Consider the following 17,050-nt stretch of genomic DNA (forward strand, 5'->3'; position numbering starts at 1 on the left):
GCCCCGGGCTTTATACTTTAGAGTAAGTATGAAGCCCGGGGCGTTTTCGGTTTAAAAAGCAGTGACTGCTACAACACAGCGGTTTTCTCGCCAATCAGTTCGCTCACAATGTAGTTGCCTATAGCCAGGGAGGAGGTGGCTGCCGGTGACGGCGCATTGCGAACGTGCACGATGTTGGCACTCTTCAAGATGTTAAAATCATCGATCAGTTTTCCGTTTCTGTCGCAGGCCTGTGCCCTTACGCCCGCACCGCCTGGCACCAGGTCGCTCTCCTGCACTTCCGGTATCAGCTTTTGCAGCGCTTTCGTAAAGGCCGCTTTGGACAAAGACCTGTACATCTCGCCCATCCCGGTCTGGCCATACTTGGCAACGATCTTCCAGAAGCCGGGCCAGCTTAGGGTATCCTTCATATCCCCCAGGTTGAGGTCCTGGAATTTGTACCCTTCCCGCTTAAAAGCAAGCACGGCGTTCGGGCCGGCTTCCACACCGCCTTGTATCATGCGGGTAAAATGAACGCCCAGGAATGGGAAGCTTGGATCAGGCACGGGGTATATGAGCGTTTTCACCAGGTGCTCTTTCTCCTTGCTCAGCTTATAGTACTCCCCTCGGAAGGGAATGATGCGCAGGTCATTTTCTTTCTCCGTCATACTGGCCACCCTGTCTGAAAACAAGCCGGCGCAGCTCACCATGTTGTCAGCCGCATACATGTGCTTATCCGTCTCCACATGCACGGTGCTGTTCTGCGAATGAATATTGATCACCTTTTCGCCAAAAACGGCCTCGCCCCCATACTTATTCTGGTATAGATCCAGCAGCGTCTCGGCCATCTTCGGGTAATCGATAATGCCCGTCTGCGGCACGTGAATGCCCCGGATACCGGTGCAATGCGGCTCAATTTCCTGTATCTCCTGCAGCGAGGTCAGCTCCCTGAGGTTCGTTAGGCCGTTTTGAATGCCTCTCTCATGGATTTCCCTGAGCTTAACAACCTCTGCCGGCGTAGTGGCAACTATAATTTTCCCGCAGAGCTCGTAGGGGATGTTGTGTTCCTCAGCAAATGCTAGCAGGGAGTTATATCCGGCTATACAGTTTTTAGCCTTGAGGCTGCCCGGAGCGTAGTAAATGCCGCTGTGAATCACGCCACTGTTGTTGCCTGACTGATGCTTGGCTACACCATTCTCTTTCTCAATCAGCAGTACTTTGCTATCCGGGTTTTTGAGCTTCAGGTGATAAGCTACGGAAAGCCCTACCAAACCTGCTCCGATAACGATGGTATCGTATTTTTTTATTGACATACTGTTGTTACTTTATCTTTATACTTTTCTTGTCGCTTTATCTTATTCAGGCAAACAAAACTTGCCCATAAAATATGCTAGCTTATACGGCAGATCCTATATAGTGTCTGCTACATATTGAGTTTTTTTAATTGAATTGCCCTTGTTGTTTGAATATCATAAGTGGCTCATATGGTGCTATCGGAATATACTAACGCTTTTTGCTGCTAAAACACAGGCGCTAAAGGCCTGGTTAGAGATTCGGAAGCGCCTGCAACGTTTCAAGTGTGGCGATTTTTTGGTTCTGAGGGCGCCTGGCCGTTTCATAAATGGAAATCAAAGTATGATAATTCGCTTCCGGCGTATAAAGTTGCTCGTAGCTCATGCGCGCGTTTTTACCCAGGTTATACACCATTTCGGGCAATTGCTCCATGGTCTTTACGCTTCTCACCAACTCCTCGGCACTGCCTGGTCTGTAATGCAGCCCATTTTGCTGGTGCTGCACCAGGTACTCTCCGCCTCCTATTTTAGAGGCAATCACAGGTGTTCCCGTGGAAAAGCTCTCGATAATGGACATCCCGAACATCTCCGGCCACTCCGACGGAAAAATCAATCCCCTGGCCGACTTCAGTTCCTCCACTACTCTTCCCCGCTGCTGGTAACCTAAATACTCCAGGGACGGGTAACTGGCCGCGTGCGCCTCCACCATACTTCTGAGTGGCCCATCCCCTACTACCTTCAGTTTAAACGGGTGCTGTGCATGGGCTTTTAGCAGGGTTTCCAGTCCTTTTTCAGGCGACAGCCGGCCCACAAACAGGAAATATGCCTCACGTTTCTGTTTGCCGAGGCCCAGGTCTGCCGTAAAGTTTGGCTTCACCACCAGTTGCTCCGGGCGGGGATTTAAGGAGGAGTTCTGAAATAGCCTGGCAGCGCCGGGGGTTAGGGTGATAAACAAGTCTACCTGATTGCGCCAGGTACCCAGGAGCTTGTGCACCCCGGAGGTTAGTACGACAGAAGCTGTCTGGAAGCGGGAGTCGCGGTAGGCCCTGTCCCAGATGGCCGGCAGCGGAAAAACCTTGTGTACGTTCTCCATGTGCAGCTTGCCGTGGTAATGTAGGTAGGAACTGGGGCAAATGAGGCGGTAGTTGTGCAGCGTCATCACCACCGGCACCTTTAGTTTCCGGCACACATAAAAAACCGCCGGCGACACCAGCGGAAAGAAATTGTGCACATGCACCACGTCAGGCCGGAACTCCTTTATCTTTTCTTCCACAGCCCGAGCGCCTTTTGGATTATACACAATGCCCAGGGCTGCCTGCAGCTTCTCTGTGAGGCTGTTCACGTCATTGTTGGAGAAGGTCAGCTTTTCTACTATGTGCCCGTATTCCTCCAGCAGTGCGGCTTCCGCAAAAAAGACTGTGTCTTCGCCCCCCGTCTGCTTGTAGTGGTTATGAACTAAAAGTATGCGCATGAAGTATGAACGATTGTCAGGATAAAGTATGAATGGCTTTTAGAAGGTCTTCCGGGGTGCCTACATCCAGGCAGTTGCCTGTGTCGAAGTATACGCCTTGCACCCTCAGCCCCTTAAGTATGGCCGCCTGCACCACCTCCCCCACGCTCAGCTCTTTGCCGGAAGTATGGAATTGCTCCTCTACCTGCTGCAGGTGCTGGTGCATGAACTCCGTGAAGCGCGGTCCCCAGCTGGCAATGGCCCAGCCATAGGTTAGGTTTGAAACAGCGGGCTTATGAAGTATGTTTTTCACCTCTCCGCCTTCTCCTACTTCCACCATGTCCCATTTGTGCGGATGCGGCACTTTAAAACATCCCAGCACCACGTCGGCACCGGTTTGCTCCTGCCTTTGCAACAGCTGCTCAAAGGCATCCTCCGGCTCAAAAAGGATGTCCGGGAAACCGAACACCACCCGCTGCCCCCGCACAAAAGTATAGGCCTGGTCCAGGGAAAAGGGACTACCATAGGGTTTCTGCATAATGAGGTAAGCCAGTTGCAGCCCCAGCTGGCTGCCGTCGCCGAAGTAGTCGGGGATGTCCCACTTGCCTTTGCGAAGTATAACGTATACCTGTCCGGCACCGGCGCGCTGCATGTGCTCCAGCAGGTACTGCGATACGGCTTTGGGGTGCGGTTCGCCGTGCTCCGGGTGCGGCGCAAACCCCACCGGAAACAGCTCTTTGCTGCACGGCAGCGGCGAGAGCCGGGAGCCCAGGCCAGCGGCGGGTATCAGTCCAACTACATCAGATGCCTTCATCATACAAAAACCGCGCACCGCCCCCTGTGGTCTGCGATGCGCGGCAAATGGTTTGGTTTAAAAGTATAAACTTAAACGGATGCCACCGCTTTTGTATTTATTTGTTTCAGGGCATTGGCACGACCGGCCTCATCCGTCGCGGCAAAGTATGCCGCCTGTTCCTCGCGCAGCTGATCTACCAAACGTCCTTCCGGCATCACCACGTCATCATACGTGATCACCTGGTCTTTCGGGATATCGCGCTTCAGCACACAGCCCTCGGCCACACCAATCGGCAATAGTCTTTCTGCGGCAGTGGTGTCAGCGTTCTCACACAGGCCATAGGTCATATAGTGGCCGATGCCATCAATCACTTCGCCCGCCTTAAGATCAATCTTAGCGGCGGCTACCACTTCTACCTGCGGCGCTCCCATTGGCGTGAGGGCGGCATCGTTGAACAGCACGGCGCGCGCCACGGTGTTCGGCACCTCAAAATGGCACAGGTGGTACGGCGTGTAGAACAGATACAACGGGCCTTCGCCCAGCTTGTACAGGTTCAGGTAGTGCTGCTGAATCGGGTTGTCGTGCGTGCCCAGTACAAACACGCCCGGGCCTGGCTCCGCGCCCACCACGTAATCAACAATGCCGGGGCCTTCTGTCAAATCTTCCAGCGGGTAGAGGTTGTGCACACAGTCTTTCAGCGATGTGCCGCTTGCCACGGTTGGACCATGCATACCGCGCTTAGCCACCCGCATACCGGTTCCGTTGGCTATGATAGCCTGCTCAAACGAGATTTTGCTGCCGTCGGCAAACGAGGTTACCATGGATGGCTGCTGGCCCCATTTCTTTGCAAAGCCCTCCTGCGTGGTTGGGTTGCGGTACGGGTCGTGCAAACCTTTGATATTGCCGCACAGCACCGGCTTCACGCCAAGGCCCTTCACGAAGCGGTACAGGTTCATGGTTACGCCCGGCTGGTCGCCATCGGCGTTGGTGAACACGACACCGGCTTTGTCGGCGTATACTTTCAGGATCGGTCCGATGGTACCGTCTACCTCGGCATTCATCATGATGATGTGCTTGCCGTTCTGGATAGCGGTGATAGCTACGTTAGTACCGAACTCGACAGCGCCGGTCACCTCGATCACGGCGTCAATGCCCTCGGCCTGGCACAACAGCATGGCATCCTCGGTCACGCTATACTTGCCCTGGCGAATGTTCTCCTCCAGTTCCGTGACAGACGTCACCTCCTGCACTTCCTCGATCTCAGCCTGGCTGTAGGCTAGCTTGGCTTTATCCAGGGTGCGGTTGGAGATGGCCACCAATTCCATGCCCTGGGTATATTTACAGATTTGAAGGGCAATGCCACGGCCCATGAAGCCGGCTCCTACCATGGCCACACGTACCGGATTGCCTTCTGCCTGGCGTTTGGCCAGGGCGGTATCTACTATTATCATCTTTGAGGTATAAAATTAAGGGTTAACGCAGCAAAAGCTGCCGGCATTACACCAGCAGCTTTCCTTTAGATTTTTCCTGCTCCTCCACAAAGTCTGGATGAGCCTGGTCTTTTTCTGAAATGATGACCGGCTCGATCGGCCACTCGATGTTGAAGGCCGGGTCGTTCCAGCGGAGGCCGCGCTCGGCTCCCGGAGTATAGAACTCGGTTACCTGGTACGTTACGTCCGTGTTGTCCTCCAGCGTGATGAAGCCGTGGGCAAAGCCTTCCGGCACGAACAGCATGCGGTAATTGTCGGCAGTCAACTCCACGCCAATCCACTGCTTATAGGTCTCCGAGTCAGGGCGCATGTCGATGATCACATCGTAGATGGCGCCACGGGTGCAGCGTACCAGCTTGGTCTCCTCATTCGGGGCCAGCTGCATGTGCATGCCGCGCAGGGTGCCTTTCTTTTTGTTGTAAGAGACATTGGTTTGGCGGATGTCGTTGGTCAGGCCATACTCTTCAAACTCTTTCTGGCAGAAGGAGCGGCCAAAGAAGCCCCGCTCGTCCTCGATGCGCTTTACGTCTATAATGTATGCTCCCTTGAGCTTGGTTTCTGTAAAAATCATGGGCTTGGGTTTAGGCGGTTTCCAGTTCGGTTTCGGCTACTTTGGAGCTATCGCACTGCCACTGCAGCTGCTCGTTCAGCTTCTGGGCATCCTGCAGGCTGTTCAGCACCATCAGGCGCATCAGCAGCGAATTGCGGAAATCACCATCCTTAAACTCCATCGCCTTCAGCCCTACGTACAGTTCCTCTATGGCCTGCGCCAATGTATACTGGGGCTGGTGGTTCGGGGCCAGCTGCTTATAGAGATCGAAGTTCACGCGGTAAGAGCGCTTGTCCGGCGCGGCATCCGTATTCACGGTCACGTCCACACCCGGAATCAGTTCTGCCACAGCATTGGCCAGCTCGTAAACCTGGTAGTTCCACGCGTTAGAACCGGTGTTCACGGCCAGGTACTCGCCGCCGTTGGAAGGCTGGCGGGTTACGGCCCACTCAATGGCGCGCGCCATGTCGCGCACGTGGATCAGCGGACGCCAAGGGGTACCGTCGCTCAGGATGTTGATCTTGCCCGTCGCCACGGCTCCTGCCACGAAGTCGTTCAGCACCAGGTCCAGACGCAGGCGATCGCTCATGCCGCAGGCGGTGGCAAAGCGCAGGCAGGTAACAGTAAAGCCGTCGCCGGCCAATGGCTTCAGCTCTTTCTCGGTGGCCACTTTAGAGCGGGCATAGGCCGTGAGCGGGTTCAGCTCCGAATCTTCGGTTTTGGCATGCTCGGAGGCTGCGCCATACATGCTACAGCTGGAGGCGAACACATAGTTCTTCACGCCGGCAGCCTTGGCCAATTCGGCAATGCGCACACTTGATTTGTAGTTCACATCCATGGTGATGTCCTCATACTTCTTGCCCATCGGGTCGTTGGAGATGGCAGCCAGGTGCACCACAGCGTCCACACCCTCCAGCACTTCGGCTGGCATGGTGCGCACATCACCGTAAAGTTGCACATCCAGGCGGCTTTCAGGAAGTATGGGAGCATTGGTAAGGCAGGAGGCGAAATAGGCCATGTCGTAGCCTACAAGGGTAGCTTCGGGGTATGCAGCACGCAGGCGCTCTACCACGCCCGGGCCAACATAGCCCATGTTTCCGGTTATCAGTATTTTCATTTGAATGAAGTGTATATAGTAAGAAAAGGGTTTGGGTTCTTTAAAACGAAAAAGTATGGCAGCTTAGTTAACCACGCCTGACAGCATCTTGTGCCATACGTTCCAGGGGGCTTTGCCGCTCTGCCACAGGTCTTCGAGCACATGCTTGTCGCGCAGGGTGTCCATGGGCTGCCAGAAGCCGCGGTGGCGGTAAGCTGAAAGCTCTCCCTCCTCGGCCAGCGACTCCAGCGGGCCGCGCTCCCAGATGGTGCTGTCATCCTCGATATAGTCGAACACGCTTGGCTCCAGCACAAAGAAGCCGCCGTTGATCCAGGGCATGTCGCCGCCTGTTGGCTTCTCTTTGAACTGCGGCACCAGGGTAGCCTCAGAGGAAAGCGTGAACGCTCCGAAACGGCCTGGCTGCTGCACGGCCGTCAGGGTAGCCTTCGTTCCTTGCGCCTTGTGGTATTCTACCGCCTCCGCAATGTTCACGTCACTCACACCGTCGCCGTAGGTCAGGCAGAAGGTTTCGTCGCCCACGTAGTCTTTCACGCGCTTCAGACGTCCACCTGTCATGGTCCCCTCACCGGTATCCACCAGCGTCACTTTCCACGATTCGGTATTGTTCTTGTGCACCTCCATGCCATTGCTGCGCATGTCGAAGGTAACATCTGAGTTGTAGAGGAAATAGTTGGCGAAGTATTCTTTGATTATGTGGCCTTTGTAGCCGCAGCAGATCACAAATTCATTGATATTGTAGTGGGAGTAGATTTTCATGATGTGCCACAGGATTGGCTTACCACCAATTTCTACCATGGGCTTCGGACGAACGCCGCTTTCTTCGCTAATTCTCGTACCGAAACCGCCGGCAAGTATAACAGCTTTCATTTCTATCGTAAAGGAGTTAAGGGTGAAACAATGTACCAACGCGTGCTCTGAGAATTTGCACTATCTCAGGCAAGCACACTAAGGATCGATACGGAGATTCATATATTTGGATTTATTTGAATAGACTTTTTCTGAAGAATTTGCTCTCAGGTATAAGCCGCTCAGGCATAGTTGCGCACGTGGGCCGTTTTTATGCCGGCGTACCGTGTAAAGCAGTCCTGTTTGGAGGAGAGCGGAAAGGTCTGGGTCCGTTTTCTGGCGCACTTCACCTTGCTGTAAAATTGTACAACAGCCCGCCGGTAACGGCTGTAAACCTGTCTCTGTCGGTAATGATGCTCTATAAACCTTCTCCATCTCATCCTGCTCCTCCAGCATAGAACCTGTACTTTAGTTGGTAAGTTGTATGTTGCGCCTGCGCCTGAACAGCACCACTTTGGCCACCTCATACAGAAACTTACTGTTTGTAAGCAAATAACGTTTCCATAATCTGCCGGGCTCCTGCCACAAGCGGTAAGTCCACTCCAGGCTCAGGTCGCGGGCCCACTTCGGCAGGCGCTTCTCCAGCCCGGCATAGGTCATGTAGGCCTGCCCCACGCCCAGCATGCAGGCCTTTACCTGCCCCTTGTGGTCAGCCATCCAGCGCTCCTGCTTCGGGCATCCCAGGGCCACAAACACAATGTCTGCCCCGGAGTCGTTGATCATATTGGTGATAGCCGTGTCTTCGATATGGGTGAGCTTGCGGAAAGGCGGCGAGTAGTACCCGGCCACGCGCAGGTTCGGCAAATCGGTTCTCGTTTTCGCCACCACCGCCTCCAGCACCTGATCGGTGGAGCCGTAGAAAAAGACAGACTTCCCGCGTTGCGCAGCCTCCTGCAACAGCCTTGGCATCAGGTCCATGCCTGGTACGCGGTCCTGGTGCTGGCCGTAGAGCAGTTTCATGAGCTTTGATACCGGCCCGCCGTCCGGCGAGGCGATGTCAGCGTTGTTCAGCAGGCTTTGGAAGTCCTTGTCCTGCTTGGCCTCCATCAGCATGTGCACATTGGTAAAGCACACGTAGGAGGAGTCTTTATGGTCGGTGAGCCAGAAAACATGGTTCACGAAATCATCAAAGGAGCCGGCCGAGATAAGGGAGCCGAGAAGCTGGCGCTTCTCTTTTATGGGTGGCTCGGCTGCAACAGGTAGTTCTTGTATCGTCTCAGTAAGCATTCTTTTCGCCTTTTATCATGTTCCAGACAGTGAGGAAGATAATTTTCATGTCCATCATCAAACTCCACTTGGCCATGTACATCACATCGTATTCTACGCGCTTTTCCATCAGATGCACTTCCTTGGTCTCTCCGCGGAAGCCGCTCACCTGGGCGTAACCCGTAATGCCCGGCGTTACGAAGTGGCGTGTTTTATACTTGGAAATCACTTTGGAGTACTGGTCCAGCTGCGACACCAGGTTCGGGCGCGGCCCTACTACTGACATGTCTCCCAGCAGTACGTTGAAAAACTGCGGCAGTTCGTCCAGGCTCGTTTTGCGCATGATGGCACCGAAGCGGGTGATACGCGGGTCGTTCTTAGTGGCCTGAAGCTCTGTGTTATTGTTCACGCGCATGGTGCGGAATTTATAGCACACAAACAGCCTGTTCTTTTTGCCCGGGCGCAGTTGCTTAAAGAAAATCGGACCCTTAGACTCCAGCTTGATCAGCAGGGCGATGATGGGGAACAGGATCGGGAAGATGAGCAGTATAACACTCAGCGAGAACACCACGTCAAAGATGCGCTTCACCACGCGGTTAGAGGCAAGCTCCAGCGGTTCGTTGCGCACGCTCAGCATCGGGATGTTGTGGTAGAAGTATACGTTCACGTCCTTCTTCACCATCGCGCTAAAGTCCGGCACAAGGCGCAGGTAGATAAAGTTATCGTTCGCGAACTCCGTTAGCTCGTTGATCTGCGCTGAATCGGTCAGCGGCTTGGTATAGTAGATCTCGTCGATGCTGTGCTGCAGGCAGTAATCCTTTAGGTCGTCCAAACCGCCTTGCAGTTGGCTGCTGTAGGGGTTGCTCATATCGGCCTCGTCATCGAAGAAACCCATGAACTTGGTGCCTATCTCATCGTTGTTGCTCAGCGTCTGGTGCAGGGAGGCTGCCGCAGGGCCCGTACCAACGATAACATAACGTGTGTGCGCCATATCAGAGTTGGTAAAGTAGCGGTTCACCTGGAACAGGATCAGGCGGCTAAAGCCGATCAGCAGGGCCGTAGACAGGTACGTGTAGAGCAGCAGCAGTCGGGAAAGCTCCTCCAGGTTAAATATAACGATACAGCTCGCCAGGATGAGCGCGTGCATCATAAACACGTTGATCAGGTTGCTGAAGCGCTTGTCTATTGGCAGGAAGCTGTCGATCCTCACCACGAAATTCGAGAAGCCCGACACGATCCACCACACCAGGGCGAACAGCACGAAGAAGATGTTGTACTGGTGGTCGAGCTCCAGGCTGCCGTAGCGGATCAGGTTCGACAACTTGAACGCAAAAGCGATGAGGGTAACATCAAGGAATAACAGAAGCACCCTGTTAAAGCTGTAGTAATGTCTATATTTATTCATTTGGTTGCGTACGTTTTGGGGTCATAAGTAAACTTTGGAATTCTACACTGCCTCACACCTACCATCTTCACAAACTACCTTTTCAGGTCTAATCGCTGTGCCTTTATACTTATAACAGTTGTAAAGCGAGCCCGGCGTCTCCGGCTTCTACCGAACCTTTGTCAGGGATTCAGTTTTTCGTCTTATTAACCGTAGCATTCAAGCTGCAGCCATAGGTCTTGTGTGTTTAGTGAGAAATACGACCTTATCCACGGGAAGGTTTATGATTTTATCAAGTTCTATTAAAAAAGAACGATTTAATAATATACCTTAATTCCGATATCTATATATTAAAAAAGGGCTATTTTAATCTATAACCCTATACCCTAGCTATTTAGCTGTTGGCATTACTAAAAATTGCTTTCAAGGAGATATATGACATAATTAATATATGCAGGGGAGGCTGCTATAATAAGCCGAGGTGGGGGTATGGTTGTAGCGAAGGCGCACCCGCTGAACCATATATTATAATTTTTTCAATAATTATATAAACCAAATCAATAATAGTGGTATATATCGGAAGTAAAACTTTTTCTGTGAAGCAACAGTCGAAACGGAACTCGCCGCAACAGGAAAGAGTGCAATAGCCGTGTTACAGGAAGCTACAGCCAGTACATCCCATTACCGTGGTGCACTACAAAAAACTGGGCCAAATCCCTTCTCTTCCCTTCCCGCAGATCATATTTTCCTAAAGCTCAAAAAATCAGCTATATACGGAATGCAAAAAGAGAAGGTTTCGTGAAGCAATAAGTATTTTCAAAAAAAGCACCCATTCTTTGAACTTTAGCCCTTCAAAATGCACTTACCCTTTGAATACCTGCCACAATTTCTTTTGGATTTATACCTGAAGCACCAAAGGCGAAGCAGGCAACGGTTTACAGGCTTTTATAAAGTATCCGACGGAGCTTAGGTGAGGTACAGCAGAAACGGGTTAGGCCACTTGCGGGACTTTAAAAACAGATGTAGCATTAAAAACAGAACTATATAAAGAAAATTTACAGCCAAAGTATATGCGATTCCCTGCCCAAGGCATTTTATGTCTGCTACTGCTGCAGCTTTGGAGTGCCTTCTCAAACGTAGCCTACGCCCAAACCTGTACTCCCACTGTTTCTACTTCCGGCAGCCTTTGCAAGGAAGGCCAAGTTGTTCTTTCCGCAAGTGAGGCAGCGTCCTACCTGTGGTCTAATGGCGCTACTACGCAAAGTATAACCGTCTCAAAAATCGGCACTTACACCGTAAAAACCTTGCAAGCGGATGGTTGTGAGGGCACCTCAGAAGAAGTGGTCGTAGCAAACGGCCCGGATGCCACCGTGGTGGACCCGATGACCTTCTTCACCTCCTGTAGTTACGCGGGCAACGTGGCCACCTTCGAGCTTACCATTGAGAATGCTTCCACCACCAAGGCAACAAATACCCGCTACGAGATAAACTGGGGCGATGGCAACACCACCTCCCTGGGCTCAGGATTTGAGACCGCCACCCATACGTATCGATCAGGGGGCTCTTTCCGCCTGCTGGTTACGGCTTATGATGCCCATGGCTGCAGCAGCACCCACGAGGAGCGCGTTTTCATCGGCAGTAACCCCAGCTTGGGCATTTCCAGCCGGGGCAACACCAACGACTGCTCCCCCGCCACGTTCATCTTCGACATCGACAAAGAGATCACCAAGTATAACTCCCCGCAAACGGTTTATACTTTCCAGTTCGATGACGGCTCGGCCCCGATGACGTTTACGCACGCCAACCTGCCTTTCACCATTGAGCATACATTCACAGAGTCGTCGATGAACAAGCCGGGGCGTGCCTTTACGCTTACCGCTACCGCCACCAACCCCTGCGGCACCACCCCCGCCACTGTAGGCGGCATCAAGGTATCCAAGGGTCCTATCGCTGACTTTGCCTTTGGCACGGCCTGCCTGAACGCGCCTATCAAATTAACGGACAAAACTATAGAGGGCTTTAACGCCAACGCCAGCAACGGCACCAACGCCGGCAGCTATGTGGTGGACTGGGAGATTCTCCCGGCTCAGGGATGGGCGTACACCACGGGCAACAACAAGACGAAGAGCCCGTCGGTGAAGTTTACCCAGCCAGGCACCTACCTCATCCGGATGACCGCCACTCCCACTGGCCTGAACACCAAGTGTACATCCAGCACCATTGAGAAAACGATAACGATAGAGGAGCCCCCGGTGGCCGACTTTACCCTGCGTGGGGACAACACCTGCCTGCCGGCCGTTTTTGAAGCCATCAACACCTCCACCGGAGCCCAGGCTAACTATACCTGGCGTGTAAGCCCCGCCGAGGGATGGGAGTTTACCCAAGGTACCAGCGCAAACGCGAAAGACGCCGCCTTCCGGTTTACCAAGTCCGGCACATATACCATCGCGCTCACAGCGAGCAACAGTTGCCAGACCTCCCTGAAGGAGACAACCATCACGATACAAGACAAGCCACAGGTGCAGCTGCCGGCACAGCAAGTATACTGCGGTCCGCAGACAGTTGCCTTTACCTCAGAAAACGCCGCCCACACACCCGTGTACGACGCGCAGTTTGGTACCATCAGCAAGTATAACTGGGTGGTTACGGGGCCCGGCGGCGTCTCTTTTGCAGACGGATCTGACGCGGGATCGGCCTATCCAAGTATAAATTTCACTGAATCGGGCACCTACACTGTTAATGTGATGGCCACCAACGAGTGCGGTGATTCTGAGGCGGCAACGCAGCAGGTGGTGATCAACCCACTGCCTGAACTCAAGGTAACATCCGCTGCTCCGGCACTTTGTATCGGCGGTAGCACTACCCTCAGCGTGGAAGGTGCGGATACCTATACCTGGGCGCCTGCCACGGGCCTGAGCGCCACGACCGGCAGTACCGTAACCGCCAACCCAACAGAGACCACAACCTATACTATCACCGGCATCAACTCGGTAACAGGCTGCACCAGCACCACTACCTTTACCGTGGAGGTGAACCCGCTTCCAGTAGTAGAAATCACGGCCACGGCACAGGAAATCTGCCTGGGCCAGGGCACGGCCCTACTTACCGCCACAGGCGCCGATTCTTATACCTGGGCGCCGGCCACCGGCCTGAGCGCCACATCCGGGGCAGAGGTTACGGCTTCTCCTGCCGAAACGACCACCTACACCGTAACCGGCTATAACAGCGCCACCGGCTGCAGCAGCACGGCTACTGTTACCGTAACCGTTAATCCGCTGCCAGAGGTAAATGCCGGCCCGGACCTGACCGTCTGCGACGACCCTACCCCACTGCCCCTGAAGGCCAGCCCGGCCGGAGGCGTGTGGAGTGGCGAGCACGTGAGCGCTGAGGGCGTCTTCATCCCGAACGGCAGGGGCTCCTTTGTGCTGACGTATACTTACACCGACGCCAAAGGCTGTACCAACTCCGACCAGATGACAGTGCACGTGACCGATGTGGCGCAGGCGGCAGTAGAGCAGAAAGCAATGGAAGTCTGCCTGAACTCAGGCAAGTTTATACTTGGTGCCAGCCCTGCAGGCGGCAAATGGAGCGGCTCGAAGTATGTTTCAGTAGACGGCACCTTCACGCCAGCCGAAGCAGGCACTTATACCTTAACCTACACCGTGTACACCGGCACCTGCTTCACGACGGACGAGATGCAGGTAACCGTTAGACCGCTGCCAGCCGCGCCTGTGGTTGCAGGTATAAAAGACATCTGCTTTAACACCCAAACCATACTTCAGGCGGAGGTGCAGACAGGCTCCATCAACTGGTACGACCAACTGAACGGCGGCAAGCTACTGGGCACTACCCCAGCCGGAACAGGTTTCGAAACCGGCCAGCTTACCCAAACTACCGATTTCTATGCCGAGCATGTGGGCGAGAACCAGTGCGCCAGCCCGCGCACCCGCGTCACGGTGATCGTGCGTCCGGAGATCGCTGCGCCGGTGGTTGCCCCGGTCCTCATCTGCGGCGCGGGCAAAGCCACGCTGGTGGCGCAAGGTGCCGCCAGCAAGTTTAACTGGTACGACGCCAGCGGCAACCTGCTGGTAAAAGAGGGTGCCAAAGTATACGAGCCCACTGTTGAGAAAACCACTACTTTTTACGCTGAGGCGGTAATCGGTAACTGCGCCGGGCCACGCACCCAGGTGCAGGTAACGGTGAACCCTATACTTGACAACAACACCATCACGGCACCGGAGATAATTTGCGCCAGCGCGCCGCTAAGTATAACCGGCACCGAGCCAATTGGCGGCAGCGGGGCGGGCACTTACACGTACCAGTGGATGAGCAGCCTCAACGGCACAACCTTCACCAACATACCGGGTGCCACGGGCAAAGTATACCAGTCGCAGGAGGGGCTCTTATTGCCCACCTGGTTTAAGCGCGTGGTATACTCCGACGGCTGTATGCTGGTGTCTGAGGCGGTGAAGGTAAACGTGATTCCGGCCATCACCAAAAACGAACTGCGCGAGGTGCCCACCATCTGCCATGGCCAGGTGCCGGAGGAGATACAGGGTGTATTGGCAGGAGGCACAGCGCCTTATACCTATACCTGGTACGTAAGCTCGGACAATGCCAACTTCACAAAGATCGAGAACAGCAACACGGCCAGCTACCAGCCTACTGCTCCGCTTACCGGCAATACCTGGTACAAGCGCGTGGTACAGTCGGGCTCCTGCCAGGCGGTTACCAGCAATACCATCCTGATTCGGGTAATGCCTCCGATCAGCAAAAACCTGATCACCGGCACCCAAACCGTTTGCGAGGGCGACGCAGCCATACTTTCCGGTCAGTTGCCTGAGGGAGGCTACGGAGCCGACAGTTATACTTTTTACTGGGAATCAAAGACAACAGGCGGTGAGTACCGCGAGATTCCGAACAGCCGCGGCACCAGCACCAAAGACTGGACAGCCCGCAACCTGACCGAGACCACCACTTTCAGAAGAGTCGTACTCTCCGGCTCCTGCACCGTGAGCACCAGTGATCCGGCAACGGTTACGGTAAATCCGAAGCTCCTGAACATGATTGCGGGCGATCAGGAAGTATGCCAGGGCGGCACTCCTACCCTGCTTACCAGCCTCACCCCTACCACCGGCGGCGAAGCAGGCAAGTACAGCTATGCCTGGGAGTATAAACTGGAGGGAGACGCCAACTTTATGCCGGCACCGGGCAACAACACCCGCGCCGACGGTAGCTACCAGCCAGGCAACCTGAGTAGAACTACGCTGTTCCGGCGCAAGGTAACCTCCGGCGGCTGCACCAGCTTCTCTGAGCCGGTGAAAGTTACCGTGAACCCTGCCATTGAGAACTATAACATCAAGGCCTCCCAAAGCATCTACGCCGGCACCAAGCCCGCCACGCTCACCGGCCTCAACACGGCTCCAATAAAAGGAGGCAACGGCAAGTATAGCTACCGCTGGGAGTTCAGCACGGATGGGGTAAACTTTGCTCCAGCCGAAGGCAACAACCTGAGCGCCGACTATACTTTCCCGAGGGGCCTGTACAAAGACACCTGGTACCGCCGTGTGGTGCTATCCGGTGGCTGCGAGGTGATCTCCAATGAGATTCAGATTACCGTGATCGCCGAGATCGCCAATAACGTGATCAAGTCGGACCAGACCATCTGCATCGGCAGCGTGCCGGAGCGACTGGAAGGCGGCTTGCCCAAGGGCGGCGAAGGCAACTTCAACTACCGCTGGGAGAGCAGTGTGAAAGGCGACAAAACAGGCTTTGTGACGGCGCAGGGCTACAACGGCTCCCCGAACGATGGCCAGGGCTTCCAGCCCGGCCCGGTAAGCCAGGATTCCTGGTTCCGCCGCGTGGCCACCTCCGGCTCCTACACCGACGTCAGCAACCCGATCCTGATCACGGTCAAGCCGGCGCTGAGCAACAACGTGGTGCTGTCGGGCACGCAGACGGTTTGTTCCGGGGAGGCACCGGCTACCCTGGCAGGCTCTGAACCCGCCGGAGGCAGCGGCAAGCCTGCTTACCTGTGGGAGCAAAGCACTTCCCGCGAGGGCATCTATACTCCGGCCCCGGGCCAGAACGACAGAAAGGATTACACGCCTTACCCGCTCACCGAGAACACCTGGTTCCGCCGTGTGGTAACATCCGCCTCCTGCGGCTCTTTGACCAGCAACGCGGTGGAGGTGCGGGTAACCCCGCTGCCGGATATGCCGGTGGCGCAGGGAGCCAGCATCTGCGCCGGCCTGAGCACCACGCTAACGGCCACAGGCAAAGGCGGTAGGCTGGAGTGGTACGCCAGCGCAGCGGGCGGAACGCTGCTTGCCACAGGCAGCACCTTCAAAACACCGGCGCTCCTCCACACCACCACTTTCTATGTGCAGGAGGTGCAGCGTTGCGCCAGCAAGCGCCTGCCGGTAACGGTGAAAGTATCGGAGCCGGAGCTTAGCGCCGGACCGGACGTGACGGTGGTGAGCGGCAGGGGAACGCAGCTGCGCGCCAGTGGCGGCCTTACCTACAGCTGGTCCCCGGCCGAAGGCATGGACAACCCCAACATCGCCAACCCGACGGTGACGCCGGAGAAGACCACAGTATATACCGTGACGGCCACTACCGAGGGCGGCTGTACCTTTACTGACGAGGTGGTGGTGGTTGTGCTGCCGTTCGTCGATATCCCGAACACGTTCACGCCAAACCAGGACGGCATCAACGACACCTGGGAGATTGAGAACATCGGGAAGTACGGCAACTGCAAGGTGCAGATCTATAACCAGTGGGGCAGCCTGGTGTTCAACTCCGACGGGTACAAGCAACCGTGGGACGGACGCCAGAACGGCAAGCCGCTACCCATGGCCACTTATTACTACATCATAAAATTAGACCAGAACGAAAAGCCCTTAACCGGCAGTGTGACCATCGTTAAATAAGCCATTCT

General features: G+C 54.8%; 11 protein-coding genes. 1 reads left to right on the top strand and 10 read right to left on the bottom strand.

Annotation, left to right across the window (positions count from 1 at the left end):
• Window positions 1-68 precede the first annotated feature (68 nt).
• From lhgO to A3841_RS19345, 10 genes are all read right to left on the bottom strand, one after another.
• Window positions 69-1,292 (bottom strand): L-2-hydroxyglutarate oxidase, encoded by a 1,224-nt coding sequence (gene lhgO / locus A3841_RS19305; RefSeq protein ID WP_073855033.1) that lies wholly within the window; start codon window positions 1,290-1,292, stop codon window positions 69-71.
• A gap of 232 nt (window positions 1,293-1,524) precedes the next feature.
• Window positions 1,525-2,742: a glycosyltransferase family 4 protein gene (locus A3841_RS19310; protein WP_073855035.1), complete on the bottom strand. Its 1,218-nt coding sequence runs from the start codon at window positions 2,740-2,742 to the stop codon at window positions 1,525-1,527.
• Window positions 2,743-2,758: 16 nt separating this feature from the next.
• Window positions 2,759-3,538: a nucleotidyltransferase family protein gene (locus tag A3841_RS19315; RefSeq protein WP_206073116.1), complete on the bottom strand. Its 780-nt coding sequence runs from the start codon at window positions 3,536-3,538 to the stop codon at window positions 2,759-2,761.
• Window positions 3,539-3,606: 68 nt separating this feature from the next.
• Window positions 3,607-4,968, bottom strand: coding sequence for an NAD(P)H-dependent oxidoreductase (locus tag A3841_RS19320; protein WP_073855039.1), 1,362 nt, complete (start codon window positions 4,966-4,968; stop codon window positions 3,607-3,609).
• A gap of 46 nt (window positions 4,969-5,014) precedes the next feature.
• Window positions 5,015-5,578, bottom strand: a complete 564-nt coding sequence (rfbC, locus tag A3841_RS19325; RefSeq protein ID WP_073855041.1) for a dTDP-4-dehydrorhamnose 3,5-epimerase — start codon at window positions 5,576-5,578, stop codon at window positions 5,015-5,017.
• Between the two features lie 10 nt (window positions 5,579-5,588).
• Entirely contained in the window at window positions 5,589-6,674 is a 1,086-nt protein-coding gene (locus A3841_RS19330) for an NAD-dependent epimerase/dehydratase family protein (protein ID WP_073855043.1), read from the bottom strand.
• 63 nt (window positions 6,675-6,737) lie between these two features.
• Window positions 6,738-7,541, bottom strand: a complete 804-nt coding sequence (gene rfbF / locus A3841_RS19335; protein ID WP_073855045.1) for a glucose-1-phosphate cytidylyltransferase — start codon at window positions 7,539-7,541, stop codon at window positions 6,738-6,740.
• A gap of 78 nt (window positions 7,542-7,619) precedes the next feature.
• On the bottom strand, window positions 7,620-7,916 hold the full coding sequence (locus A3841_RS20120) for a hypothetical protein (protein ID WP_139308024.1): 297 nt from the start codon (window positions 7,914-7,916) through the stop codon (window positions 7,620-7,622).
• A gap of 12 nt (window positions 7,917-7,928) precedes the next feature.
• Window positions 7,929-8,747 (bottom strand): WecB/TagA/CpsF family glycosyltransferase, encoded by an 819-nt coding sequence (locus A3841_RS19340; RefSeq protein ID WP_073855047.1) that lies wholly within the window; start codon window positions 8,745-8,747, stop codon window positions 7,929-7,931.
• Window positions 8,737-10,131 (bottom strand): undecaprenyl-phosphate glucose phosphotransferase, encoded by a 1,395-nt coding sequence (locus A3841_RS19345; protein WP_073855049.1) that lies wholly within the window; start codon window positions 10,129-10,131, stop codon window positions 8,737-8,739. Before A3841_RS19345 ends, A3841_RS19340 begins: the two co-directional genes overlap by 11 nt.
• A 1,049-nt stretch (window positions 10,132-11,180) precedes the next feature.
• On the opposite strand from A3841_RS19345, the gene A3841_RS19350 reads away from it, so the two are divergent.
• Window positions 11,181-17,042 (top strand): gliding motility-associated C-terminal domain-containing protein, encoded by a 5,862-nt coding sequence (locus A3841_RS19350; protein ID WP_083610451.1) that lies wholly within the window; start codon window positions 11,181-11,183, stop codon window positions 17,040-17,042.
• Window positions 17,043-17,050: the final 8 nt, after the last annotated feature.

The sequence above is a fragment of the Pontibacter flavimaris genome, assembly GCF_001907195.1.
GTDB lineage: Bacteria > Bacteroidota > Bacteroidia > Cytophagales > Hymenobacteraceae > Pontibacter > Pontibacter flavimaris.